This is a genomic window from Pseudonocardia sp. HH130629-09, from assembly GCF_001294645.1.
In the GTDB taxonomy this organism is placed as follows: Bacteria; Actinomycetota; Actinomycetes; order Mycobacteriales; family Pseudonocardiaceae; genus Pseudonocardia.
The window spans coordinates 63,894-87,678 of sequence record NZ_CP011869.1 but is presented as its reverse complement, the minus strand read 5'-3'; the positions used below and the strand labels follow the sequence as shown (position 1 = coordinate 87,678).

Sequence of the window (23,785 nt, the reverse complement as noted above, 5' to 3'; positions counted from 1 at the left end):
AGACACGCCCTAGTGTCCTGAGTTGTTAAGAGGTCGTTGCAGAAGTCCGGGAGCGGGTGCAGGGGGTGCGAGGAGCGGTGGGAGCATCGCAGCATGGCGAGGCCTCGGGTGACGACGAAGACGAAGATCTTCCGGATCGAGATCGTGTTGGTCGATGTCGAGCCGACCGTGCGACGGGTGGTCGAGGTTCCGGGTGAGGCCAGCCTCGCGGTCCTGCACGAGGTCGTGCAGGACGCGATGGGCTGGACCAACTCCCACCTGCACGAATTCGAGATCGACGGTGTCCGCTACGGGCTGCCTGATCCGGATTGGGACACCGGCACGCTCGACGAGGCCAAGACGAAGTTGTTCCGGGTGCTGGCTGCCGGTGATGACGCCGGCTACGTCTACGACTTCGGCGACAACTGGCACCACGTTTTGGTCGTCGACGCGGTCACCATCCCAGAGCCTGGGGTGCGGTACCCACGCTGTGTCGAGGGTCAGGGTGCGTGTCCGCCCGAGGATGTGGGCGGGGTGTTCGGCTACTCGGAGTTCGTCGACGCACTCGCCGATCCCGATCATGCTGAGCACGCCGAGCGGGTCGAGTGGTGGGGCTCGGACCGGTTCGACCCACACCACTTCGACCTCGTCGCCACCGACCGAGCGCTGGAGCGTTTGGCCGGGGCGAGCGCGACGGCGCGGTCCTGATCCACCGCGAGGGGTCGTTCAGGGCAGACGGCGCAAACAGATCAACGCGCACGCCAGTTTCAGCAAGGCCTCGATGCTGGTGCGGGAGCGTTCGTAGCGCAGCCCGAGCCGCCGGAACGACAGCAGCCAGGCCATCGTGCGCTCCACGACCCACCGGACCCGGCCGAGCCGGGAGGAGTCTTCGACTCCGCGGCGAGCGATCCGCACCCCGATCCCGCGCCCGGTCAGGTAGCGGCGACACCGTGGATAGTCGTAGCCCTTGTCGGCGTGCAGCTTGCCGGGACGCCGCCGCGGGCGTCCGGCCTGGCCGCGCCGTTCGCGGACGCCGGGGTTGGTGTCGAGCAGCTCGGCCAGTATCCGGCTGTCGTGGGTGTTCGCGCCGGTCACGACCGCGTGCAGCGGCAGGCCGTTGCGGTCGCACAACACGTGGTACTTCGACCCGGCCTTCCCACGATCGGTCGGCGAGGGCCCCGTCTGTTCGCCGCGGCGCTTGGCGCGCACGCTGACCGAGTCCACCGCAGCTCGCGACCAGTCCAGAACCCCGGCCTGGCCGAGCCGATCGAGCACTACTCGGTGCAGCTCATCCCAGACCCCCGCCCGCTGCCAGTCGCGTAGCCGTCGCCAGCAGGTGGTCCCTGATCCACAGCCCAACTCGGGCGGCAGGTCGTTCCAGCCGATCCCCGTGGTCAGCACGAACACGATCCCCGCCAGCGCGGCCCGGTCCGGTACTGGTGGCCGGCCGGTCCGCGCGCCTCGCCGACGTGGCCGAGGACGGGGAAGCAGCGGCTCAATCAGCTCCCACAGCTCGTCGGTGACCAGTCGTTCGACCGTCGATGCCCTTGCCATCAACTCTGAGCATCACCCGACCAGGTCCATCTACATAGGACCAACACGCCCCGACTTCTGCAACGACCTCTAAATCGCTGTCGGTTGTTAGGCTGCGGCATGGCGACTCGGGGACCGAAGCCGGCGCGGATCATCCTGACCGACGACGAGCGGTCCCAGCTTGAGTGTCAAGTCCCGGGTTCGATAGAGGCTCGGTTCTCACGCTCCGGCGGGTTGCCGGGCGGGTTCTGTGACGGCGTGCAGGGCCTCGTGCTCAACGGGCGGGATCAGGCCGAGCTCGCCGTGTAGGCGGCGGTGGTTGTACCAGTCGATGTACTCGGCGACGGCCAGCTCGAGGTCGTCGGTGCCTCGCCACGGGCCCCGGTTGCGGACGAGTTCAGCCTTGAACAGCGAGTTGAACGCCTCCGCCATCGCATTATCGTAGGAATCGCCGACCGACCCGACTGAAGCCACAGCGTCGACTTCGGCGAGTCGCTCGCCGTACCGCACGGCGACATATTGGACTCCGCGATCCGAATGGTGTATCAACTCGGAGAGGTCCGCGCCCGCCCGTTGCCGGGTCCAGATCCCCATGTTGAGCGCGTCCAGCGCGAGATCGGTGTACAGGTTACGAGAGAGCTGCCAGCCCACGATCCGTCGGGAGAACACGTCCATCACGAAAGCCGCGTACACCCATCCAGAGAACGTGCGGATGTAGGTGATGTCAGCGACCCACAGGCGGTCCTGGGCGGGTGCGGTGAAGTCCCGTTCGACCAGGTCCGGGCGCCTGTCCGCGCCCTTGGCTCGGACCGTGGTGCGCGGCACACGCAGCCGGGACACTCCACGGAGCCCGTTGCGGCGCATCAGTCGTTCCACGGTGCAGCGAGCGACCCGGCGGCCGCCTACTCCGCCTTCCCGACATAACGCCGCCCACACCTTCCGGCTGCCGTAGACGCTGAAGTTGTCGCGATGCACCCGTTCGATCTCTTTCAAAGTCTCGGCGTCGGTGAGTGCCCGCGCCGAGGGCGGTCGCTTCTTCGACGCATGGAAAGTGGACGGGGCGATCGGAACACCGGCGTCCTTCAACACCGCGCAGATCGGCTCGACCCCGAACTGTGTCTTGTTCTCCTCGATATAGTCGAGGACTACCTGCTGGGGCGGTCGAGCTCCGCCGCGAAGAAAGCCGAAGCCGACTTGAGAATGGCGTTCGCCCGGCGCAACTCCCGAACCTCACGTTCGAGCTCTGCGAGCCGGGTCGCGTCGTCGGTGGTCGTGCCCGGCCTGGTGCCGTTGTCGATCTCGACCTGCTTGACCCAGCCCCGCAGCGTCTCCGGGTTGATCCCCAGCTGCTCGCCGATGCGCTTGAAGATGTTCCCGCCCGCGGACGCCGGGTCGGCCTTGGCGTCCAACACGAGCCGGATCGCTCGCTCCCGCAGCTCGTCGGGGTACTTCCTCGGGGCGGCCATCGGTCGATCATCCTCCAGGCTTGATGGTCTCCATCAAACCCGGGACGAGACAGAGTCGTGGGCGCGGCGACGAACCAGCGCGGCCGGGTTGGCCACCCGGAGCAAGATCGTGCTAGCTGCCGCCGAGGGTAGGTCGAACACCGAGGTCGCGGCCTGGTTGGGGGTGTCGCGACCGACGGTGACGACGTGGCGGTCCCGTTTTGCCGAGCACCGCCTCGACGGGTTGGTCGACGAGCCGCGGCCGGGGCGTCCGCGCACGGTCACCGACGAGCAGGTCGAGCGCCTGGTCGTGCTGACCTTGGAGACGACACCGGCGGATGCGACTCACTGGTCGACCCGCTCGATGGCAGCCCACCTAGGCATGTCGCAGACGACGGTGTCGCGGGTGTGGCGGGCGTTCGGACTGGCGCCGCACAAGACCGACTCCTGGAAGCTGTCGAAAGATCCGTTGTTCGTGGACAAGGTCCGCGACGTCGTCGGTCTCTACCTCGACCCGCCCGAACGCGCGCTGGTGCTGTGTGTGGACGAGAAGACCCAGATCCAGGCTCTCGATCGCACCCAGCCCGTCTTTCTGATGCTGCCCGGCAGCCCGGCGCGGGCCAGCCACGACTACGTCCGCAACGGCACCTCGAGCCTCTACGCCGCCCTCGACATCACCACCGGCAAGGTCATCGGCTCCCTGCACGCCCGCCATCGGGCGGTCGAGTTCGGCAAGTTCCTGCGCACCCTCGACCGCGAAGTCCCCGCCGAGCTCGACGTGCACCTGGTGCTGGACAACGCCTCCACCCACAAGACCCCGGCGATCCGCCGCTGGCTGGCCGCTCACCCGCGGTTCGTCCTGCACTTCACCCCGACCAGTTCGTCATGGCTCAATCTCGTCGAGCGCTGGTTCGCCGAGCTGACCACGAAGAAGCTGCGGCGTTCCACCCACCGCTCGGTCCGCGCGCTCAACGCCGACGTCCGAGCCTGGATCAAGACCTGGAACGACGATCCCAAGCCCTACGTCTGGACCAAAACCGCCGACGAGATCCTCGACAGCGTCGCTCACTACTGCAAACGAATCACTGACTCAGGACACTAGGGCGTCTCGGAGATGCTGGTCGGTCGCGGTGTGGCGGGCTCGAACAGGGTGGTCTGGCCCGCCACCGCGGTGGTGGTGGCGGGGTTTCGGGCGGTGCACTTGCGGCAGTTCGCCGGGTCGGTGGTGGCGCTGAGATCACCGGTGGTGGCCAGCCCGGACCAGCTCTGGTGGCAGGCGGGTACGGGCAGCTGTAGGTCGCCGAGCCAGTCGCGCCAGGTCACGTCGTGCACGACGCGGGAGTGTCCGATCCGCAGACGGTGCCCGGCGAACGCGGCCGCTTGGGCGCGGGCGTAGCTGGCGGGGTCGAGCCGGGCGCGGGGGATCAGCTCCAGCGGTGCGACCACGACAGCCCTCCGGGTGTAGCTCCGACTCGCAGGTCAAAGCCCAGGCTCGCACGGACCACCGACAGTTACCGACGTCGTGACCGGACCACACCTGCCGGGTACAGCCCGCCCGCGTGCCCAGCTCGGGTCCGAGGGCAAGCGATCACGCAGTGCCAGCGCAGTGATCGCGCGGCAGCCGGGAGCGCCAGCGACCCGTGCAGTGGCCCCTGGGCCTCTAGCGTCCCCGCCCGGCTGCCGCGGCGGGCATGGCACCGGACTCCGAGTCGCCGCCGGCGCGGGCCGGATCCGGACGGACGGCCGCGAGAGGTGCGGGGTGGTGTTCAGGCCAGTGGGCAGCAGGTTCGGTGTTCCTAGTGCCTCGTCAGGCAACGTTGGGTAGGTAATCCGGCCTGCGGATCTTGGACTCGGGCGCGAAGTGTTTCTTGGGTCGGGCGTGGCGGTTGGCCCAGCGGATGTAGCCGGCGATCGCGGCTTCCTGGGCGGTGTGGGAGGGGTAGTCGCTGCCGTCGAGGGTGAAGTAGCGCAGCGCGGTGAACTCCGACTCGATCCAGTTCAGCCAGGACGCGTTCGTGGGGGTGAGCACCAGCTCGACGTCGTGGTCGTGGCACCAGTGCGCGACATCGGTGCGCAGGTGCGGGGAGAAGTTGTCGCAGACCACGTGCAGACCGCCGGTGGGGAAACGGCGGCGCAGCTGGCGGAGGAAGTCGAGGAACTCGCGGCCGCGTTTGCGGTCACGGAGCCGGTAGAACAGCTGCCCGGAGGCCAGGTCCAGACCGGCGAACATGTGCCGGACCCCGCTGTGACGGCTATAGGTGGCCCGTAGCCGGGCCGGGCGCCGGATCGGGAACCAGCCCCGACCGGGGCGGGGCAGCAGGTTCAGCGGCCCGAACTCATCGACACAGATCACCCGCGCACCCGGTTCGAGGCGACCGTCGGCGGCGCGGTCGTAGAGGTCGAGGATCCGGTTCATCTTCTCCACGAACCGCGGGTCCCGGCTGGCCTTCCAGGTCTTCGTGGCCTGCCAGCGGACCCCGGCGTCACGCAGGACCTGGCGGACGGTCTCGACGCTGATCACGACCCGGTGTGCGGCGGCGAGGTGTTCGACCAGCTTGGCCAGGCTCCAGGTGGTGAACGGCAACCCGACCTGCTGGGGCGGGTTGCGAGCGACCCGGCAGATCAGCTCACGGACGTGGGGACCGAACCTACGGGGTCGGCCCCCGCTCCATTTTGGGTCCAAAGCGGCGAAGCCCTGCTGGTTGAACGCGTGGATCACCTCCCGCGCGTACTGCGGCTTCGCCGCGAACATCATCGCGGCCTCGGTCGCGGTCCGGCCCTGCACCGAGGCCAGCACGATCCCCGCCCGCCGCAACCGGACCCGGTCCCGCGCCGTGCGCGTGATCCTGACCAATCGCTGGGCCTCGTCCGGGGTCAGTCCCCGGACGAACACCTCCGGCTGTCGCGCCACGGCCATCACCTCCGGCGCACAGCCTCCTGCGCCAGACCGGGACGGATCAAGCCGACACGATTACGTCCCCCACGTTCCCGGACGCGGCACTAGTATGACCGCCGCCTCATAACCAGATCAGTGCGGAGCCAGGGTCGCCTCGCGGGGGTTGGGGAAGCCGAGGGACTTGTACCCCGGCGCCCGCTTGGCCAACGACGAGGCGAGCACAGCGGTCAGATCGTCGTGGTAGTCGTGCACCTCGGCCGTTGTCTTGCCGGGGTGCGGTCTGAGCACGCGGCCGGCGAACTGTACGAGGCGCCCCTTGAAGGCGATCGGCGCTGCGAGAAAGAGGGCGTCGAGAGCGGGACAGTCGAAGCCTTCCCCCACGTAGGGCCCGGTCGCCACGACGAGCAGCGGCGCCGGCCCTGGTTCAAGACGGGCCAGAGCGGCCTTGCGTTCCCGGACGCCCATCCCGCCACGCAGGACCACCGGATCCCGGCCCTCCTCTCGCAGCTTCGCCGCCAGCGTCTCGACGTGGCTCTTCCACTGGGTCAGGACGAGGCAGTTCCTCCCGCGTCCCAACGCCTCGAGAACGTCACCGACGACCTGGTCCGTGCGCGTCTCGTCGGCGGCGAGGTCTCGGTAGATCGCCGCCATCCCGCCCGGCTTCGACGGATCCGCGTCACCGAGGTACTCGTACGAGGTCGGATGCACAACCAGCTGCCGCTCAGGGGCGTCGGCGGCCCCCAGCGTGCCCGCCGGCGGGGGTGTCACCGTGTGCCGGATCGGACCGAGCTGGTGGTGGATGAGCTCATCGAGGCCGTCGCGTCGGTACGGGGTCGCGGTCAAGCCGACCCATCGCTTCACCCGGATCTGCCGGGCCGCGTTCTCGAACGCGGCGGCGGGCAGGTGATGACACTCGTCCACGAGGACGAGCCCGTATCCCGCGGTCAGCTCCGCGACGTCCTGACGGCGGGCCAGTGTCTGCAGAGTGACGACATCGACGACGCCCCGCAGCGAGGACCGTCCAGCGCCCAGCTGGCCCGCCCGAACACCCAAGAACTCTCTGACGCGGCTCCGCCACTGATCCGCCAACGCCTTGCGATCCACCAGGATCAGCGTGGCCACACCGTGCTCCGCGATCAACGCACATCCCATGACGGTCTTCCCCGCACCCGGCTCTGCGACGAGCACACCGAGGTCGTGAGCAGCGAGGTCCGAGACGGCGGCAGCCTGGTCCTCGCGCAGCGTCACCGACAGCTCGAAGCTATGGCTCTCGCCGTCGGTGCGCTCGTCGGCGATCTCGACGCAGCTCCCCGCCTCCTTCAGCACCGAGACGATCCGCTCACCGAGGCCGCGGGGCAGGACGAGGCGACCGTCCACTGTCTCGTCGTAGCTCAACAGGAACCGGGGCACGTTCCACGTCGACAGCCGTCGCCGCTGCCGCTCACCGAACAACGGATTGCTCATCGACGCCGCGTGCTTGAGCGTCCCCAGTGCTGCCGGAGTCAGCTCCGACACGGCCACCTCACAACCAGCCTCCAGCCGTAGCCCGACTACAGCCGCTGATCTCGGCCTTGTCCGCGTCGACATGGCGGGGGCCAAGTTCTCGACTGCCCCACCCACCTTCACCGCCCCGACCCGACCGGCGAGACGGGTGACCTCAGCAGGGGACAGTCGGTGCACTCCGGACAGGTACGCCCACTGATCCTCGTGCGGCTCGAGAGTGCCCAGGTCGAGGAACACCGTCGCGCCGTCCTTGCGCGCCCGGCCGTGGAGCGGGGCCGCGATCAGGTTCCCGATGCCTCCGGAGGACGGCAGGACGTCCTGGGAGGGGAACAGACGGTCGTAGCTGCGCAAATCCATCCGTCCGCGGACAGCGATCGTCTCCCGGAGCAGCCCCATGCCCAGAACTCTGGCCGCCGCTGCCGAGACCGCACCGGAGAAAAAGATCCACACATGCGCACCGATCCCAGACCGGGACACCTCCAGAGCCGCAGGCACACCGGCCGCCCTGGCCGCCTTGAGATACGCCAACGCGTCGAGCATCGCCGCGGGACCGTCGAAGTCCACCGCAAGCCACCGACAGGTGTCTCCCGGCATCAACGGGTACAGCCCGATGTGGTCGCGACCCGACAGGTGTGCTGCGATGACGTCGTCGCCAAGACGCAGGCGCGGACGGTCCGTGCCCCTGCGCCACCCACCGGTGACCGCCGGAACCCAGCCCGACTTCCCCGATCTCTCGTTCTCCCAGCGGATCGCATAGACGTCCTCGCGTGCCGCGAACATCGCCCTGAAGAAAGCCACCTTCTGCTGCGGTGTCGACGACGCCGTCACCATGCCGGGGCGCTCCAGGAACAACCCCGACTGGGACGGAACCGGGGTGCGGGCCTGCTCTGACGTCAGCCCCAGCAGACGCAGCAGCCGCGCGTTCTCTGCGCGCAGCCGAGCAAGCTCACGCTCGAGGTCCCCGGTCGCCACGGACCTCACGATGCCACGGCTACGCGGAAACCGGCGATCAGCAGGACCCGGCCACGAGCTCAGCCTGGTCGATCCGCGCGACGAAACTCGACTTGCGCTGATGGCGAGCACGCAGCTCAGCGAACCGAACACCGAACCCACCCGGCTGGCCTGTCCGCTCGGCGACGACCTGTAGGTCCTCGAGCAGCGCGACCGCAGCGTCGTACTCGGCCGGCTTCCTGGTAGCGATCATCGCTTCGACCCGGGACCAGCCACCCTGCACGTCCGCGGACAGCGCCGCGAGGCGCCGTTCCCGCGCCGCCGCGCGCTGGCGTTCCTGCTCCGCTTCTGCCTCCGCGCGCACGATCTCGGCACGCCGATGCTTCTCCTGCCGGACCAGGTGAGCGGCATCCAGCAGCTCGGCCACCATCCGACGTGGGCGCGGCCCGCCCACAACCCTTTCCAACTTGATCTCCGCCGGTCTGGATCAGCACCATCACCGCCTGGACCAGGGCCGTTGCCCGGCCGGGGCAGTTGCGGATCTTGCGGGGCACCTGCCACGACTTGAGCTGGGCGTTCGCTCGTTCTCCTGGGCCGCGTTGACGGGCGTGTGCGGCGTTGACCTGCTTCTGCGCCACCGACAGCCGCCGGTAGCGGCCGGTGTCCGGGTCGAGGTGGCGACGGCGCTGCGGGACTCGGACCGTCGGGCCGCCGCCTTGGTAGGCGGTGTCGGCGATGACCTGGATCTCGGCGTCGTTGAGCTTCTCGATCAGGCCGTGTTCGCGGGCGGCGCCCATGTCGTGGCGGGCCCCGGGCAGCGCGGGAGAGGCCCACACCAGCCGACCGGCCGGGTCAGCGAGAACCTGCACATTCACTCCGTGGCGCTTGTGTTTCCCGGAGAAGAACGCCCGGTCATAGCCCGATCTCATGCCGACCCGGTCGATCGCCAGCAGCGTGCCGTCGAGGATCACGAACGCCTTACGCCGGGCCACGTCGAGCGCCTCGTCCAGGCCCGGTGCGACCGCGGCGAGGACGTCGACGCCCTCGCGGACGTAGCGGAACACCGTCGTGGTGCCAATCCCGAACCCGCCGGCCAGCGCGGTGTAGGTCTCGCCCTTGTTCAGGTACGCCAGCACCAGCAGCGCCTGTTGTCCGGGCGGGAGTCGGCGCCACCTGCTGCCGAGGTCCTTGCGGTGCCGGCGTAGTGCGTCGGCGAGGGTCTGCAGGGCGCGGTTGGACACGGGCATCGATGACGGGTAGACAAGCACCGGTGAAGCTCCTGGTTGGCGCGGGTTGATCTCAGCAATCACCCATCTACCAGGAGCTTCACCTACTTCAGCGGCACCACGCCGTGGCCCGCCCGACCTCATGATCGCCAGGTTGGCAAAGGCTCAGTGGTGGATCCAGGGTAAGCTCTTGTGCATGATCCAGCCGCCCGACCTCGAAGCCCGTGTGGCCGCCTTGGAGACGCGCATCAGTGAGCTGGCCGCCGACGCACAGGCCGCACGCGAGGACGCCACTGCGGCCCGACACCTCGCAGCAGCGCGGGACCGCGATATCGCGGACTTGATGGTGAAGATTGACGCGAACCGCTCGGCGATCAACGCGCTCGGCGAGCAGACCCGCGAGCGGTTCGATCAGCTGGAGACTAAGGTTGACGGGGGGTTTGCTCAAATACGAGGCCAGCTGGACGGCACGGCCGCCGGCCTGGAGAGCATCACCGGACTGCTGACTACACTCATCGGCCAGCGGGGCGACGACAACCCAGAAAACCCACCACGCTGATCTGCAGACTATCCGCGGGCGGGTCGTGGCGGACGGACAGTCCCGAACCGATCTCCACGGTAGCGCCGATCCGCCGGCGTGTGGCGTTGGCAGGCGGAGACCTTCGAGGAGGCCTTGTTATGGTCCAGGTCACCGGGCTATCGTGCCCGCCGAACATGTGTGTGATGGCGGTGTGGTGGCCCGGAGGGGACGCGGATCATGATCGCCGGGCGGTAATCGGTTACCTGGCCGGACGCTTCGCGGCGATGGTGAGGATGTCGCGGTAGCGGGCCTGCAGGTCAGCGGCGAGGAGGTTCTCGTGGTGCGTCGCCCGGTTCCGGAGGGTGTGGAGGCGCTCGATGGGCCGGTCGACGTCCTTCTGCCGTGTTCCCGGGGGAACGCGGTGTGCAGGCGGCGTGACCACAGTGCGTGCAGTCGGTCACTTGGTGATCGTCGGTGCCGGAATCGGGGGCCTTTCGCTGGCCCTCTCGTTGCACGCCCGCGGCGTGCAGGTCACCGTCTTCGAGCGAGCGGACGAGCTGCGGGAGGTCGGCGCCGCGGTGGCGCTCTCGGCCAACGGGTTGCGGCTGTTGGAGGAGCTGGACCTGCTCGGGGAGCCGGAGGCGGTCGGGATCCAGCCGACCGAGCTGGTGCACTGGGGCTGGCGCGACGACCGCCGGGTCGCGGGGTTCACCGCCGGGTCGCGGGGTTCCCGGTCGGCTCGAACGGGTCCTACCGGGACCGGTTCCGCGCCCTCTACCTGGGCATCCACCGCGCCGAGTTCCCGCGGGTGCTCGCCGAGGCCTGCCCGGCTGGCATGATCCGGCTCGGAAGCGAGGTCATCACCGTGACTGACCACGGTGGCCACGTCACCGTCGGGCTGGCTGACGGCAGCACCGCGACGGTGTCGGTCGTCGTCGGCGCCGACGGGGCGCACTCCCGGCTGCGCGCGCTGGTCGAACCGGGCGCCGCATCCGTCTACACCGGCACGTCGGGTTTCCACGGCCTGGCGGCCATCGCCGACCTACCCTCACTGAGCCCTTTCCAACCTGCCGTTCCGGCAGCTCAGGGGCCTGGTTGTGTGGGTGCAGACGCCGAGCTGGCGAGCCGGTGACCTGTGCAGCTGTGGTCAGAGCAGTTGCGCTGCAACCTTCGCGATCTCCTGACGCAGAAGCTCGCTGGTCAGGTTGAAAAAGGCTGTGAGACCCGCAGGCGATCCAGTTCTGGATGGGCCCGGACGCACACCTGCTGCACTACGCGATCGGCGCGCACGCCGAGACCGTCAACTTCCTCGCAGTCCTCGAGGGGCCCGCCCAGTGGGAGCACGGCGACGCCGTGCACGCGATGCTGCTGCACCACGGTCAGGGCGCGAACCAGTCTGTCGAGGACGCCGCCGTGCTCGCCGACCTGCTGGTCGCTCCTGGTATCCTAGACGGCGACCACTACGAGGCGTTCGCCCGGTACGGACGACTGCACCGCTGCCGCACCCGGCAAGTGCAGCGCAGCTCGCTGGTCACCTCCGGGTTGCTGCACCTGCCCGACGGGCGGGCCGCCGACGAACGCGACGCTGGACTGGCCGGGCTCGACCCGTGGCTGAGCTGGATTCACGGCGTCGATGCCCGGGCCGGGACCCGTCCGGTACCCGCCTGAGATCCAGACGCGAGTCATCTCAGTCCGGTGCGGGTGGGTCTTTGGACCTACAAGGTTCGTAGCCCTACCGTGGGAACCGCACCACCGGCCAAGAGAGGTGACGGCATGGATCTGCGGCAGCTCCGCTACTTCGTCGCGGTCGCCGAGACACGTCACTTCGGCCGCGCTGCCGAGGGGCTGCACATGGCGCAGTCGCCGCTGTCCCAGGCCATCCGCCAGCTGGAGAGCCAGGTCGGCGCGACCCTGTTCGACCGCACCACCCGTCGCGTCGAGCTGACCGCGGCGGGGGCCTCATTGCTGGAGGACGCCCGCCGGATCCTGGCGAACGTCGACGACGCCCGGCGCCGCGTCGAGCAGGTCGCCGCCGGAACCGAAGGGGTACTCACGGTCGGCGCAACCGACCTCGCCGCCTACCGGCTGCTGCCGCGGATGGCCCGCGTGCTCGCCCGCCACATGCCGGGGGTGACGCTGCGCTTCGTCCCCGGGCTGCTGACCGCCGCCCAAGAGGACGCGCTCGACAAGCGACGCATCGACCTCGCGGTTCTCCGGCCCCCGGTCGTCCGCCCGGAGGTGTCGACCCGCACCGTCGCGCAGGAACGGCTGATCGCGGCGCTGCCCGCCGGGCACCGGCTGGCCGGGCACGGCGCCGTCGCCCTGCGGTTCCCCCATGATCGGGGAGGCATCAGCTATAAGGGGTAGCGATGCCAGAGGTACGGAAGCGCTACGACCGGGAGTTCCGTGACGGAGCGGTCCGGGTCGTGGAGGAGACGGGCAAGCCGATCGCCCAGGTCGCCCGTGACCTGGGGGTCAACGAGGGCACGCTGGGCAACTGGGTGGCCCGTGCACGAGAGGCCCGCGAGGACACCGAGGGCCTGTCTCGCGGCGGCGTCGAGGAGCTCAAGCGGCTGCGCGCGGAGAACGCCGAGCTGCGGATGGAGCGTGATGTCCTCAAGCGATCCGTGGTCCTGTGGGTCAAGGAGGCGACGAAGTGAGCGTGGCCCGTTTCATCGCCGACCAGAGGACCTTCCACCGGGTGCCGCACACGCTGGCCTGCGCCCTGTTGGGGGTGTCGATCTCCTGGCTGTACAAGTGGCTCGACCGCGCCGCGCGTTCCGACGGTGGTGCCACCGCGACCGAGAAGCGCCGCTGTGCGTGGGACGCCGCCGTGGCCGTGGCGTTCGACGACGCCCAGCGGCTACACGGCTCACCCCGTCTGCACGCCGACCTGTGTGAGGCCGGATGGCGGGTGTCGGAGAAGACCGTGGCGGACTCGATGCGCCGCCAGGGCCTGGTCGCCCGCCGGATCAAGCGGCACAACGGGCTGACCCGCCAGGACCGCACGGCGCCGAAGTTCCCGGACCTGCTTCGTCGGGGTTTCACTGCGGCCGAGCCGAACCGCAGATGGGTCGGGGACATGACCGAGATCCCCACCGCGGCCGGGAAGTTGTATCTGGCCACGGTGATCGACCTGTACTCGCGGCGGCTGCTCGGCGCGGCCACGGGGCTGCACCCGAACGCCGAGCTGGCGTGTGCGGCGATCCGGATGGCGGTGGCGGCCCGCGGCGGGGCGGACCGAATCGCCGGGGTGATCTTCCACACCGACCGCGGGTCGACCTACACCGCGGGCGCGTTCACCGCTCTGTGTCGGCGGCTCGACATCCGTCAGTCGATGGGCCGGGTCGGGTCGTGTTTCGACAATGCCGCGGCGGAGGCGTTCTTCTCCAGCCTGGAGTGGGAAGTGCTGTCCCGCAACGACTTCGACACCATCAGTAGGGCGCGGGCGGCGGTCATCGACTGGTGTTACGGCTTCTACAACCACCGGCGGCGACACAGTGAGCCTTTCCCAGTAGGTGCTGGTTGATCATGTGGTTCGGTCGTGCTCGACGTGGAGGAGAACGAGCGCGGCGGCGGTGATCGCGCCGATCCGCCAGGGGCAGAAGCTGACCCGGCGTAGCGCCTTGAAGGTGGTCTTGAGCAGGGAGTTCCCGCGTTCGGCCACAGCCCTGACGGCGGAGTGCAGCGTGTTGACGGTGCGTTTGTCCACCGACAGTCCGCCGCCGGTGGGGGTCTTGAACGGGCAGGTCAGGCGGGTGTTCTCACCGTCGTAGCCGAGGTCGGCGAGCACGACGTGGGTGTCGTCGGTCCAGTCCTCGATCGCGTCGAGCAGGCCGGGGTGGCCGCGGGCGCAGGTGGTGTCGTGCTCGCGGCCCGGGCGCACCGGGGAGGTCCACAACGGCCACCCGTCAGGCGCGGTGAGGACCTGAACGTTCCCGCCGTGGACGTGGTGCTTGCCCGACCACCACAGATCCACTCCCGGGGTCGGTCCGGGAGTGCGGGAGCGGTCAGTGTGGATCACGGTGCCGTCGAGGTGAACGTGGGTGTGCCCGGCGGTGCGGGCCGCGAGCAGCGCGCCGGGCAGTCCAGGCGCGGCGGCGGCCAGGACGTCGATGCCTTCGTGCAGGTAGCGGTAGGTACTCGACAGGCTCAGTTGGTTGTCGGTGGCGAGCTGGGCGACCCGGGTCGCGTCGAGGAACCAGCGCAGCACCAGCACCGCGTGGCGGTCACAGTCCAGCGCCCGACGCCCGCGCCGGGTCCCGCGCCGGAGGCGTTCCTCGGCCAACAGCCGCGACAACATGGACGCGGTGGGCTCCCCGATCGGGAGCTCGGCGGTGTAGGTGACAGGATCGGGCACGCGGGACCTCGGTGGTGAGTCGATCTTTGAGCGGACCGACCTCTTCTACCGGGGTCCCGCACCCTCGTTGAGCACCTCCACGCCCCCGGCGTGTCGCCGCCAGCCGCTCCCCACTACTGGGAAAGGCTCAGTGCCGCCGCCGGGCTCTCACCGATCAACTACGAGAACGCCGCCCTCACCCGAGACGCGGCATAAGAACCCTCCACGATCTCGGGGGAACCGCAATGCTCGCAACCACTGAGGACGGCTCAGGTGAGAAACCGGCTCTGGGATGATGCGCGACAGCGTGGACAGGCACCCGAGATAGACCACCCGGCTGCCACCGTGAGCAGCTGCAGCAACGGGCGCTTGCCGGCGTTGAGCAGACTCGCCTGCATCAGTGGCGTCTGCGTCCGCGCTGACCGGTCCGTTGCTGCCGACGCTGGCGTCGCGACTCATCGCCAGGAACGAGGCACTGCCTTGATCTCGAGCCGATGACGGTGCCTGGTTTTCTGAAAGATGGTGGGCTTGGACTCAACCGGTCAGCGCAACAGTGCTCCGAATCTATCAGCCGGGGTGTCGAAATCAAGCGTTTTGCGCGGTCGGGTGTTGAGGCGTTCCGCGACGCGGTCGAGTTGGGCCTGGGTGATGTGGTCGAGCCGGGTGCCCTTCGGGAAGTACTGGCGTAGTAGCCGGTTGGTGTTCTCGTTCGTGCCACGCTGCCAGGGGCTGGCCGGGTCGGCGAAGTAGACGTCCAACCCGGTCCGGGCGGTGACGATGGTGTGGCGGGCCAGTTCCATCCCGCGGTCCCAGGTCAGCGACTTGCGGACGTGTTCGGGCAGTCGGGCCATCTGCCGGGACAGTTGGTGGGCGACGGTGTGCATGTCGCGCCCTCCGAGCGCGACCAGCACGGTGAACCGGGTCGCGCGCTCGACCACGGTCGCGATCTGGGTGGTGCCACGCCCGAGCAGCAGATCACCTTCCCAGTGCCCGGGCACCGCCCGATCAGTCACCTCGGCGGGCCGGTCGTGGATGGAGACCGCGCCGGGGATCTGCGAGCGCCACTGCCCACCGGTGGTGTTGTGCACGTTACGCCGGATCGGACGGCCCGACCGCAGGTGTTTCTGCAGGTCTTTGGCCAGCACACCGCGGGTCTGCACGAACAGCGACTTGTAGATCGTCTCGTGTGACACCCGCATCCCCGATCCCGGAGCGTAGTGCTTGGCCAGGTGCCCGGCGATCTGCTCGGGCGACCAGTCCTCACCCAGTCTGGCAGCGACGAACCCACACAGCAGCGGACGACGGGCGAGCAGACACGTCTTGGGGCGCTGGGCCCGGCGCCAGGCGCGGTCCTCGGCGTCCACAGCACGGTAGGCACGCCGACCCTTGTTGCGGGCGACCTCCCGGCTCACCGTCGAGGCCGGACGACCGAGCCCAGCCGCGATGGCCCGGATCGAACGATACTGGGCCAGACCACGAGAGATCTCCTCCCGCTCGGCCGCGGTCAGCGTCCCCGGTCGGCGACGACGTGATGGCGGCACGTAGCCACCGGTGGACTTGAGCACCGTGAACACCGACCCCGGCGGGCGTCCGATCGCCCGAGCGATGTCACTGATCGACTCCCCACGCCCCCACCGGACCCACAGATCCGCGCGGTCGGCATCGGACATCCCAGGTCGTCCCAGTCGCGCCATCCCACACCCCTATCATGATCAACTACCCGGGTGTTGCGCTGACCGGTTGAGTCCAAGGGCGTGTCGCGCTGTCCTGATTTCAGAAAACCGGGCAGGATCACCGCCATGGCGAGAAGACCGACAGGGCGCCCGTCGAAGGGCCCGCGTGCAGTGGTTCTTCCACGGGTACTGCTGGCCGACGATCTTGCGCTCAAGACGCTGGCCACCAACCTCGGCTGGTACGTCTCGGAGACCGCTGCGAAGCTCATCAACATCGGGCTTCAGCACGTCGACGAGCTCCCAGACGAGCTGCCCCTCCGAGTCCCCCGCAGCGAGTCAGCAGGCTTCACAGCCCGGATCCCTCTCACCGACGACCAGGTCGTCCGTGAGATCGCTCGGGAACGCGACCGCAGCATCTCGCTCGTCGCCGGCTCACTGATCCACCTGGGCCTGCGCTACCGCAACGAGATCCCGGGCCAGATCCCGGTCCAGTACAACCGCCCGGAGCAGCCCCTGACCAAGGCCTCCTAAAAGAACGAGACGGTCTCCCTGCCAGGAGACCGCCTCGGATCGTTCTCGCGTCAGCCGGACCTGCACCCACCTGATGCCGTAGCCCCGGCGAACCGGGGCCGTTACCCCACCTGCGAAGAAGGGGCGCTTTCGCGTGTCCAGGATACATCCTGGGCCGGGAGCCAACCACCTTAGACACGGGGCGAATTCGTCATGCCCGGAAAACCGCCGCTCACCAGCGGCGGAGACCGGGTTCTGCATCCGCTGCTACGAGCACGGCGCGTTCACCCTGGCCTCCGGCCCCACCTCCGACCTCTGCCTCATCCACCAGCTCCCCCTCGGCGCGCAACCGCCCGCCGGTGACTTCGGCATCCGCTACACCGCCAGGGCCCGGCGCACCCCACGCGGCCGCGCCGCCCGCCCGCCCGCGGGCCCCACCAGCGGGCCCGGGCGCCCGAGCCGCGCCCTGCCTCCTACCGCCCGGGCGCGCGCCCGCGGTGTCACCCGCGCTCGCGCCCGACACGCCCGCGGGTTCACCCCGCACCCCGGGTGGCGCAACTTCATCGACCTCGAGTGGCGGGTGCTGACCTCCCAGCCCGAGGCCCTCGAATACATCGCCCGCCTCGTCGATGACGAGGAGTGGCGCTCGGACAAGCGCGCCAGCTGGTCTGCGATCCTGCGTCGCCTGGTCTGCCACATGGACTGGGACACCGGCCTGATCACCGGGCTCACCACCGACCGCCTCGGTGCCGCCGGCGGCCGCGCCGCCCGCACCGTGTCCCGCGTCCTGGCCTGGGCCCGCGACCGCGGCCTGCTCGTCGTCGTCGAAGCCGGAGCCAGCGCCGAGTTCCTCGGCACCGACACCGGCCGCACACCGACCTACGCTCTGGTCAGCCACAGCCCCCTCCCCCAGCTCACCGCGCCGACCGACCACACACACGAACACCCAGCTCAGACCACTGTGGATAAAAGTGGCGACCTCCCCACTCCCCATGTGAGTCTTAAGCCCTTGTCGGGCGGCAGACGGTCGATGGCCACCAAGCCCAGCAAGTGGCACCCCTACGACGTCCCCGACACCCCCGGTGCCAGGAACCAAGCCACCCTCACCCTGCTCACGCTTCTCGGCCTAGGAGGCCGACAACGGGGCACGATCGACATCTGGCGTGCCCGGTCGCTGCTCAAACCGTGGTGGGAGGCCGGTGTCGACGACGGGCTCAGACTGACCCCCTAGCGTCGGCTTGGGATTGACCCCCTCTGCACGACGCTGAGGGGGTGTTGTCGGTGGAGGACTGGGCCGAGATCCGTCGTCTGCATCGGGCCGAGGGTGTCCCGATCAAGGAGATCGCCCGCCGGCTGGGGGTGGCCCGCAACACGGTGCGCTCCGCGTTGCGGGCGCCGGGCCCGCCGAAGCGGGAACGGGGCCCGCGGGGATCGCTGGCGGATGCGGTCGAGCCGCAGGTGCGGGCATTGCTGGCGCAGTTCCCACGCATGCCGGCCACGGTGATCGCAGAGCGGATCGGGTGGGAGCACTCGCTGACCGTGCTCAAGGACCGGATCCGCCAGATCCGCCCCGAGTATGTCGGGATCGACCCGGTCGACCGGGTCGCCTACGCACCGGGCGAGATCACCCAGTGCGACCTGTGGTTCCCCGAGACCACGATCCCCGTCGGCCCAGGCCAGGAACGGGTCCTACCGGTGCTGGTGATGACGCTGGGCTACTCGCGGTTCTTGTCCGCGACGATGATCCCCTCGCGCCAGGCCGGGGACATCCTGTCCGGGATGTGGCAGCTGATCAGCGACGTCGGGCGGGTGACCCGCACGCTGGTCTGGGACCGGGAGTCTGCGATCGGCGGGACCGGGCGGGTCTCGGCACCGGCCGCTGCGTTCGCCGGCACTCTGGCCACCCGGATCCGGCTTGCCCCACCGCGGGATCCGGAGTTCAAGGGGCTGGTCGAACGCAACAACGGCTACTTCGAGACCTCGTTCCTGCCCGGACGTCGCTTCGCCTCCCCAGCCGACTTCAACCACCAGATCGACGACTGGCTGGCCCGGGCCAACACCCGCACCGTCCGAGCGATCGGCGGCCGCCCGGTGGACGTGCTCGCCCACGACTACGCGGCGATGACTCCGCTGCCGCCGCTGGACCCGCCGATCGGGCTGGCCCAGCGGATCCGGCTGGCACGGGACTACTACGTCCGCGTCGATGCCAACGACTACTCCGTGGATCCGCAGATGATCGGCCGGTTCGTCGATGTCGCCGCCTCACCGCGCGAGGTCGTCGTCTACTGCGCCGGCCAGGTCGTCGCCCGTCACGACCGCAGCTGGGCCCGCCACGCGGTGATCACCGACCCGGCGCACCAGCACACCGCCGCGGCGATGCGCCGCGCCCTGGCCCACGACCGCAACACCCGACAGGCCGCAGCACGCCGTCACCTCGACGGCCACCCGGTGACCCTGCGCGCACTGCCCGACTACGACGCCCTGTTCGGTGTCGACTTCGTCTCCACTGCCGAGGAAGCGAGCAGCTCATGACAACCACACCACCGAAGATCACCACCGACCCCGCTGGGAGCTCGGGGCCGGCCGGTCCGGTGCTGGCCGCGGTCCCCGACGGACTGCCGGCGATGATCGCCTACCTGACCCGGGTCCTGAAGACCCCGACCATCGCGGCCAGCTGGGAACAGCTTGCCGCCCAGGCCCGTGAGGAGAACTGGTCGCACGAGGAGTATCTGGGCGCGCTGCTGCAGCGCCAGGTCGCCGACCGCGAGTCCAAGGGCACGGTCATGCGGATCCGCACCGCGCACTTCCCCCAGGTCAAGACCTTGGAGGACTTCAACCTCGACCATCTGCCCTCGCTGCGCCGCGACATCCTGGCCCACCTGGCCACGAGCACGTTCGTCGCCAAGTGCGAGAACGTGATCCTGCTCGGCCCGCCCGGGATCGGGAAGACCCACCTCGCGATCGGGCTCGGCGTCAAAGCCGCCCACGCCGGCTACTCGGTCCTGTTCGACACCGCCAGCAACTGGATCACCAGACTCGCCGCCGCGCACCAGAGCGGCCGGCTCGAGGCCGAGCTGAAGAAGATCCGCCGCTACAAACTGATCATCATCGACGAGGTCGGCTACATCCCGTTCGACCAGGACGCAGCGAACCTGTTCTTCCAGCTCATCGCTTCCCGCTATGAACAAGGCAGCGTCATGGTCACCAGCAATCTGCCCTTCGGCCGCTGGGGCGAGACCTTCTCCGACGACGTCGTCGCCGCAGCCATGATCGACCGCCTCGTCCACCACGCCGAAGTCCTGACCCTGTCCGGGGACTCCTACCGCACCCGCGCCCGACGCGAGCTCCTGGCCAAACACAACCGCGCCAGCAACGACTGACCATCACCACACCACGCCGGGGGTCAGTTCCAATCCGTCGCTACGGGGTCACTCCCAACCCGCCGTTGACAGCCGGCGCGACCGTCGCCGGACTGCGCCACGCACTCGAACACCACCCCGACTACCCCGACCGACCGCGTGGACCGGTCACCACCGGTGCCCGCGACCCCCTGCGGGTCATCGGCGCCCGCCTGCGCCCCTGGCAGGGACGCCTCGGCGAGATCCGCGCCGTACAGATCGGCCGAATGCGCGCGACCAGCGGCACAAGTAGCAGTCCCACCACTACCTCGCCGCCGGCACAGGCGCTGCGGGACCGGCCGGCGGGACGAGGGGCGCGGATGGCCGCCAGGGAAGCGCTCAGCGAGCACCTCCGCGAGCTGCGCGAAGCCCGCGACCTCCCGTCGAGCGGTCCCCAAGGACCACCGCACCGGTCCGGGACGAGGACCAGGCGGACCCGATGAGCTGGCCGCCCTCCGACCACAGCAGGACCCTCCAGCCCCGAGCCGAGCCGGGAGAGGCCCCGGGAGAGCGCTCCTACCCTCCGTCAAGTCCAAGATCACCAAGCAGGAGGAGTAGGACCATGCGGGTTCTCAAGTCCACGATGATCGGCCTCGCACTCGGGGTCGCCACGCTGACGTCGGTCGGTGCCGGGGTCGCCGTCGCAGCCCCCATTACCCCTGCCCAGTCCCCAACCTGGAGCTACGTCGCGACCTACGCGAACAGGGGTGCGTGCGAGGAGGCGATCGCTGCCTACCGGGGCAGGCCCGACACCTCTGAGTACCGCTGCATCTCCAACGGGAACCCGACCCAGAGCCAGGAAACCAGCTGGTCGCTCTACAACCTGCGGTACTGACCACGACCGACCGCACCGCCCCAGACGACGACGGCCGTCCCGGAAGGAGACCGGGGCGGAGTCGTCAGGTCCCAGCGATGACGATCCGGATGCCCTCCGGGGCCGGGGTATCCAGGTCGGTCACCTGGACACCGTTGAGGCGAACTCGCCCGGCCTCGAAGTGCATCGCGAGTCGGTCGCCCAACAGAGCCGCCCGGGTTCGTACGGTCGGGACGTCCTGCGGCGCGGTCTCATCACTCACGCCGGCCATCCTCTCCCCACGTCACCGGGACGCCTTCCGCAGGTCCGACACCCGGGACCGGGACAGCCGGAGCACGCTCGCGATCTCCGTCCCGGACAGCCCGAGATCGTCGAGCAGCGCGACGGCGGCTCGGGACTCCTTCGCCGCGGCCTCTTGCTCCCGCTGCGCAGCGCGGGTCCGGGCGCGGGACGCTGTGATGCGCTCCTGCACGGCGGTGTCGAACGTCGGCCGGATCTCGACCGGCGCGGCTGCGTCGCGGTCGTCGAGCGCGAGATAGTCCCGGACCATCGCCTCAGCCCCGCCGAGGGTGCGGGACTGCGTCACCCCGACCTCGGTGCCGTGCTCGTCGGCGATGTGGAGTTCCCATCCGCGCTCCCACCGGCGCGCGGTCACGAAGTACCTCACTGCAACCACCCTTCCGGCAGGCACGCCATGCGCTTGCCGATGCTGCGCACCACCCCGGGAGAGATGGTGCGGTGCCGGGGGACCGGCGTGGTGTGGGCGCCGCAGGGGCAGCCCCACTTGGTGTGCGGCCCGGCCTCGGACAACACGCGGCAGTCGTGGGCGAGGAGCGCCCGCTCGACGTCGCGGAGCTTCATGGAGGGGACCACGCCACCGATTGTACGGCTCCCACGTACGGAGTTGTCCACCCCGGGTGAACAATCCTATGGGGCGCCGGGGCCCCGACCGCCGCGACGCAGCTTCCCCGACGCGAGATCCGCGATGATTTGGTCACCGAACGCCAGATCGCCCCGCACCCCGGACCGGATGATCAACCACGCCTCCGACGCCTGCGACGCGCGCTCCCGGGAGATCCCCTCCGCCAGGTAGGCGTCCCGGACGTCGTGCACGCACGCCGACAGCTCGTCGCCGTACAGGCCCTCCATCGCGGCCCTCACCGACGGGTCCCGGGCCACGACCTCGTCGTACCGCATCCGCGCATCGTCGGACACGGCCTGGATCCGCGCCACCGCCGCGTCGGGCAGCTCCTCCGCGGACGGCCCGCCGCCGGTCAACGCTCGCCGGCCTTCCACCGTCGGATCGCGTCCCGCATCCCCCACGCCGGGTCCTCGCGACGCCGCCGACGCACCTCCTCGTCGTGGGCGTCCCATCGGCGCTGCACCTCCGTGCGCAGCTCGACCAGGTACGCCCGCCCCTCGTCGGTGGGGTGGCCGTCCGCATCGACGAGGCCGTACCGGCGCAGCCACCGCAGCGCCGTCCGCGGCTGCGACTCCGGAGCCTGCCCGCCGTCGACGAGGCGGTGCAGTGTCACGCGCTGGAGGGGCGTCAGGTCCACGCCCTCGATCGTGGCGCAGCGAGTAGCCGCCCCGCCACCGGGCATCCGGCCAAGGCGCGGTGCACGGTGGAGCCCGGCGCCGAACCGCGCCGCCGGGGGCGTCCACCGGGGCGCTCCCGGCGCCCCGGGGTCACCCCTCGGCGTACACCCCGCGGCATGTCTCCACGATCGGCCCGAACACCGCTTCCCCGGCCGTCGTAGCGACCTCCTCGCGGGGCGTCAGGTTCGGGGCCAGGGTCGCGCCCATGTCCCGCAGGAGCGCCGCGCCGTCCCCGAGCTGCCTCGTCAGGACCCGGTCGTCGGCCGTCCCCGCCGCGCCCTGGACCTGCTCCCCGGCGCCGTCGCAGGCGGCCACATCGGCGGCCGTGTAGCAGTCGCCCGCCCCGCCCGGCGCGTCCTCGGCGCCAGCCCTGGAGTTGTGAGATTCGAATGCTCCGAACCCTCAGCTCTACTGTTCATACAGTGAATCCGCGGTACGGACGAGTTGTGCGGACGGTGGGCGACCGTATTGGTAGTCGATAGTTCTCAGTGTTCTAGATAGCGTGGACGGCGGCTCGCCACAGCGGCTCGGCGAGTTGCTAGTTCGGGGGCGTCACATGAAAAGCGATCTAGCATAAAAGACGGGGAGATCTGTGGATTCCAGTCTTCTGGCCGCGTAACCTGGGACTATGGAGTTGCAGACAGGACTACGAGGGCCGTACCGCGCATTGCGGAAGTGCGGTTTCGCAGATCTCGAGTGCGGTTCTCGCAGTAGTTCGGCGCGTGTCATTGCGGCATTTTCTGCCGACTCTATCGGGGTGCTGTGATGGCCCGCCGGAGCCGACGAAGCGACCCAGCGAATCAGCTTTCCTTCGACGACCTTCTGTTGGGAGTCTCAGAGGGCGGCAACGAAACGCAAAGTCCAGCCGTCGACGGTCCAACAACACAACTCCCGGAAGTCGTACCCTCGACCGACGAACCGGGGACAGCGGCGGCGAGCCACAGCAGCGAGGCGCGAGATGACGGACTACGGAGCGATGGCCCATCAGTACTGGGCCCGGTGGCTGCCGGACCGGTACCGAGCGATCCCGAACCCGACCCAGTTCTTCCAGGACCTAGGCGAGGAGGTGTCGAAGGAGATCGACTCGCTGGCCCTGGAGCTGGAGGGCCCGGATCCGCAGCAGGAGAGCTACCTCGACAGGGTCGGCCGCATGAGAGGGGCGCGGATGCGCGCCGAGGCGATCGTGCTGCAGGAACGGGTTCGTTTGGACCCGGAGCCGGAGATCGAGCCGGAAGAGCCGACCGCGGCGCCGGCGACGAGCTCGACACTGCCGCTCGTCGTGAGTCCCGAGGATCCGGAGTACCAGCAGATCGTCCAGGAGGAGCGGCAGGCGCAGGAGACGCTGCGCCGCGGTTCCGACCACTGACGCAGGACGATCTCGCTCCCTCCGGCGAACGAG

Annotated in this window: 29 protein-coding genes, 1 pseudogene and 1 other annotated feature; of the genes and pseudogenes, 15 read left to right on the top strand and 15 right to left on the bottom strand. The window is 69.5% G+C overall.

Annotation, left to right across the window (positions count from 1 at the left end; translation table 11 throughout):
• Nucleotides 1–108: 108 nt before the first annotated feature.
• Nucleotides 109–687, top strand: a complete 579-nt coding sequence (locus XF36_RS28675) for a plasmid pRiA4b ORF-3 family protein (protein ID WP_082375654.1) — start codon at nt 109–111, stop codon at nt 685–687.
• A gap of 18 nt (nt 688–705) precedes the next feature.
• Here the strand turns inward: XF36_RS28675 and XF36_RS28670 are convergent, their stop codons facing one another.
• Entirely contained in the window at nt 706–1,533 is an 828-nt protein-coding gene (locus XF36_RS28670; RefSeq protein ID WP_060713947.1) for an IS5 family transposase, read from the bottom strand.
• 198 nt (nt 1,534–1,731) lie between these two features.
• Nucleotides 1,732–2,978 (bottom strand): IS3 family transposase gene (locus XF36_RS28665; protein ID WP_238588955.1). Its coding sequence is split into 2 segments (ribosomal slippage): nt 1,732–2,696 and nt 2,696–2,978, totalling 1,248 coding nucleotides; the frame shifts between segments, so codons are not numbered across the junction.
• Nucleotides 2,569–2,697: a sequence feature (AL1L pseudoknot), on the bottom strand. Its footprint overlaps the gene before it by 129 nt.
• Between XF36_RS28665 and XF36_RS28655 the strand changes: the two genes are divergently transcribed.
• Nucleotides 2,977–4,059, top strand: coding sequence for an IS630 family transposase (locus XF36_RS28655; RefSeq protein ID WP_060715191.1), 1,083 nt, complete (start codon nt 2,977–2,979; stop codon nt 4,057–4,059). The genes XF36_RS28665 and XF36_RS28655 overlap by 2 nt on opposite strands.
• Here XF36_RS28655 and XF36_RS28650 read toward each other — a convergent pair.
• The 5 genes and pseudogenes from XF36_RS28650 to XF36_RS31010 all read right to left on the bottom strand — a co-directional run.
• A complete protein-coding gene (locus tag XF36_RS28650; protein ID WP_060715102.1) occupies nt 4,056–4,403 on the bottom strand; it encodes a hypothetical protein in 348 nt (115 codons plus the stop codon). The genes XF36_RS28655 and XF36_RS28650 overlap by 4 nt on opposite strands.
• A gap of 361 nt (nt 4,404–4,764) precedes the next feature.
• On the bottom strand, nt 4,765–5,868 hold the full coding sequence (locus XF36_RS28645) for an IS630 family transposase (RefSeq protein WP_082375975.1): 1,104 nt from the start codon (nt 5,866–5,868) through the stop codon (nt 4,765–4,767).
• 117 nt (nt 5,869–5,985) lie between these two features.
• Nucleotides 5,986–8,439 carry a TOTE conflict system archaeo-eukaryotic primase domain-containing protein gene (locus XF36_RS28640; protein WP_349675582.1) on the bottom strand — a complete coding sequence of 818 codons (2,454 nt, stop codon included), beginning with the start codon at nt 8,437–8,439 and terminating at the stop codon, nt 5,986–5,988.
• A complete protein-coding gene (locus XF36_RS32840) occupies nt 8,366–8,734 on the bottom strand; it encodes a hypothetical protein (protein ID WP_168169617.1) in 369 nt (122 codons plus the stop codon). The genes XF36_RS28640 and XF36_RS32840 overlap by 74 nt, the downstream gene beginning before the upstream one ends.
• A 61-nt stretch (nt 8,735–8,795) precedes the next feature.
• A pseudogene (locus XF36_RS31010) lies at nt 8,796–9,575 on the bottom strand (transposase family protein); the annotation flags it as partial.
• 154 nt (nt 9,576–9,729) lie between these two features.
• On the opposite strand from XF36_RS31010, the gene XF36_RS28625 reads away from it, so the two are divergent.
• From XF36_RS28625 to XF36_RS28590, 7 genes are all read left to right on the top strand, one after another.
• On the top strand, nt 9,730–10,092 hold the full coding sequence (locus tag XF36_RS28625; RefSeq protein ID WP_145981687.1) for a hypothetical protein: 363 nt from the start codon (nt 9,730–9,732) through the stop codon (nt 10,090–10,092).
• 338 nt (nt 10,093–10,430) lie between these two features.
• Nucleotides 10,431–10,892: an FAD-dependent oxidoreductase gene (locus tag XF36_RS28615; RefSeq protein WP_145981686.1), complete on the top strand. Its 462-nt coding sequence runs from the start codon at nt 10,431–10,433 to the stop codon at nt 10,890–10,892.
• Nucleotides 10,862–11,185, top strand: coding sequence for a hypothetical protein (locus XF36_RS28610; protein WP_060715095.1), 324 nt, complete (start codon nt 10,862–10,864; stop codon nt 11,183–11,185). Before XF36_RS28615 ends, XF36_RS28610 begins: the two co-directional genes overlap by 31 nt.
• 113 nt (nt 11,186–11,298) lie before the next feature.
• On the top strand, nt 11,299–11,721 hold the full coding sequence (locus XF36_RS28605; protein ID WP_060715094.1) for an FAD-dependent oxidoreductase: 423 nt from the start codon (nt 11,299–11,301) through the stop codon (nt 11,719–11,721).
• Nucleotides 11,722–11,826: 105 nt separating this feature from the next.
• Entirely contained in the window at nt 11,827–12,420 is a 594-nt protein-coding gene (locus tag XF36_RS28600; RefSeq protein ID WP_238589396.1) for a LysR family transcriptional regulator, read from the top strand.
• 2 nt (nt 12,421–12,422) lie between these two features.
• Nucleotides 12,423–12,713 (top strand): transposase, encoded by a 291-nt coding sequence (locus tag XF36_RS28595; protein WP_060710840.1) that lies wholly within the window; start codon nt 12,423–12,425, stop codon nt 12,711–12,713.
• Complete coding sequence (locus tag XF36_RS28590; protein WP_060715093.1) at nt 12,710–13,582, top strand: IS3 family transposase; 873 nt, start codon at nt 12,710–12,712, stop codon at nt 13,580–13,582. The genes XF36_RS28595 and XF36_RS28590 overlap by 4 nt, the downstream gene beginning before the upstream one ends.
• Here XF36_RS28590 and XF36_RS28585 read toward each other — a convergent pair whose 3' ends face one another.
• Complete coding sequence (locus XF36_RS28585; RefSeq protein ID WP_060715189.1) at nt 13,583–14,356, bottom strand: HARBI1 family protein; 774 nt, start codon at nt 14,354–14,356, stop codon at nt 13,583–13,585.
• 578 nt (nt 14,357–14,934) lie between these two features.
• The gene (locus XF36_RS28580; protein ID WP_060710806.1) at nt 14,935–16,086 is read right to left on the bottom strand and encodes an IS30 family transposase; all 1,152 of its coding nucleotides are present in this window, start codon (nt 16,084–16,086) and stop codon (nt 14,935–14,937) included.
• A gap of 150 nt (nt 16,087–16,236) precedes the next feature.
• On the opposite strand from XF36_RS28580, the gene XF36_RS28575 reads away from it, so the two are divergent.
• The 5 genes from XF36_RS28575 (at nt 16,237) to XF36_RS28555 (ending at nt 20,808) form a co-directional block, all read left to right on the top strand.
• Nucleotides 16,237–16,596, top strand: a complete 360-nt coding sequence (locus XF36_RS28575) for a hypothetical protein (protein WP_060715092.1) — start codon at nt 16,237–16,239, stop codon at nt 16,594–16,596.
• Between the two features lie 559 nt (nt 16,597–17,155).
• On the top strand, nt 17,156–17,806 hold the full coding sequence (locus XF36_RS28570; RefSeq protein ID WP_060715091.1) for a hypothetical protein: 651 nt from the start codon (nt 17,156–17,158) through the stop codon (nt 17,804–17,806).
• A 41-nt stretch (nt 17,807–17,847) separates the two neighbouring features.
• Nucleotides 17,848–19,107 carry an IS21 family transposase gene (istA, locus tag XF36_RS28565; protein ID WP_145981219.1) on the top strand — a complete coding sequence of 420 codons (1,260 nt, stop codon included), beginning with the start codon at nt 17,848–17,850 and terminating at the stop codon, nt 19,105–19,107.
• Between the two features lie 92 nt (nt 19,108–19,199).
• Entirely contained in the window at nt 19,200–19,955 is a 756-nt protein-coding gene (gene istB, locus XF36_RS28560; RefSeq protein ID WP_060714314.1) for an IS21-like element helper ATPase IstB, read from the top strand.
• 580 nt (nt 19,956–20,535) lie between these two features.
• The gene (locus tag XF36_RS28555) at nt 20,536–20,808 is read left to right on the top strand and encodes a hypothetical protein (RefSeq protein WP_060715090.1); all 273 of its coding nucleotides are present in this window, start codon (nt 20,536–20,538) and stop codon (nt 20,806–20,808) included.
• A 64-nt stretch (nt 20,809–20,872) separates the two neighbouring features.
• Here XF36_RS28555 and XF36_RS32835 read toward each other — a convergent pair whose 3' ends face one another.
• The 6 genes from XF36_RS32835 to XF36_RS28530 all read right to left on the bottom strand — a co-directional run bounded on the left by XF36_RS32835 (nt 20,873) and on the right by XF36_RS28530 (nt 22,701).
• Entirely contained in the window at nt 20,873–21,049 is a 177-nt protein-coding gene (locus XF36_RS32835; protein ID WP_168169622.1) for a hypothetical protein, read from the bottom strand.
• A 21-nt stretch (nt 21,050–21,070) separates the two neighbouring features.
• A complete protein-coding gene (locus XF36_RS28550) occupies nt 21,071–21,454 on the bottom strand; it encodes a hypothetical protein (protein ID WP_060715089.1) in 384 nt (127 codons plus the stop codon).
• Nucleotides 21,451–21,660 carry a type II toxin-antitoxin system HicA family toxin gene (locus XF36_RS28545; protein WP_060715088.1) on the bottom strand — a complete coding sequence of 70 codons (210 nt, stop codon included), beginning with the start codon at nt 21,658–21,660 and terminating at the stop codon, nt 21,451–21,453. The genes XF36_RS28550 and XF36_RS28545 overlap by 4 nt, the downstream gene beginning before the upstream one ends.
• 54 nt (nt 21,661–21,714) lie before the next feature.
• Nucleotides 21,715–22,083, bottom strand: coding sequence for a hypothetical protein (locus XF36_RS28540; RefSeq protein ID WP_060715087.1), 369 nt, complete (start codon nt 22,081–22,083; stop codon nt 21,715–21,717).
• The gene (locus tag XF36_RS28535; protein WP_060715086.1) at nt 22,062–22,346 is read right to left on the bottom strand and encodes a hypothetical protein; all 285 of its coding nucleotides are present in this window, start codon (nt 22,344–22,346) and stop codon (nt 22,062–22,064) included. Before XF36_RS28535 ends, XF36_RS28540 begins: the two co-directional genes overlap by 22 nt.
• Before the next feature lie 130 nt (nt 22,347–22,476).
• Nucleotides 22,477–22,701: a hypothetical protein gene (locus XF36_RS28530; protein WP_060715085.1), complete on the bottom strand. Its 225-nt coding sequence runs from the start codon at nt 22,699–22,701 to the stop codon at nt 22,477–22,479.
• A 643-nt stretch (nt 22,702–23,344) separates the two neighbouring features.
• On the opposite strand from XF36_RS28530, the gene XF36_RS32830 reads away from it, so the two are divergent.
• A complete protein-coding gene (locus XF36_RS32830; RefSeq protein ID WP_060715084.1) occupies nt 23,345–23,752 on the top strand; it encodes a hypothetical protein in 408 nt (135 codons plus the stop codon).
• Nucleotides 23,753–23,785: the final 33 nt, after the last annotated feature.

Coding starts and splice junctions, on each gene's coding strand:
- XF36_RS28670 (WP_060713947.1), bottom strand. CDS start 1,533: ATGGCAAGGGCATCGACGGTCGAACGACTGGTCACCGACGAGCTGTGG.
- XF36_RS28625 (WP_145981687.1), top strand. CDS start 9,730: ATGATCCAGCCGCCCGACCTCGAAGCCCGTGTGGCCGCCTTGGAGACG.
- XF36_RS28615 (WP_145981686.1), top strand. CDS start 10,431: ATGGGCCGGTCGACGTCCTTCTGCCGTGTTCCCGGGGGAACGCGGTGT.
- XF36_RS28605 (WP_060715094.1), top strand. CDS start 11,299: ATGGGCCCGGACGCACACCTGCTGCACTACGCGATCGGCGCGCACGCC.
- XF36_RS28600 (WP_238589396.1), top strand. CDS start 11,827: ATGGATCTGCGGCAGCTCCGCTACTTCGTCGCGGTCGCCGAGACACGT.
- XF36_RS28595 (WP_060710840.1), top strand. CDS start 12,423: ATGCCAGAGGTACGGAAGCGCTACGACCGGGAGTTCCGTGACGGAGCG.
- XF36_RS28585 (WP_060715189.1), bottom strand. CDS start 14,356: ATGTTGTCGCGGCTGTTGGCCGAGGAACGCCTCCGGCGCGGGACCCGG.
- XF36_RS28580 (WP_060710806.1), bottom strand. CDS start 16,086: ATGGCGCGACTGGGACGACCTGGGATGTCCGATGCCGACCGCGCGGAT.
- istB (WP_060714314.1), top strand. CDS start 19,200: ATGATCGCCTACCTGACCCGGGTCCTGAAGACCCCGACCATCGCGGCC.
- XF36_RS28555 (WP_060715090.1), top strand. CDS start 20,536: ATGCGGGTTCTCAAGTCCACGATGATCGGCCTCGCACTCGGGGTCGCC.
- XF36_RS32830 (WP_060715084.1), top strand. CDS start 23,345: ATGACGGACTACGGAGCGATGGCCCATCAGTACTGGGCCCGGTGGCTG.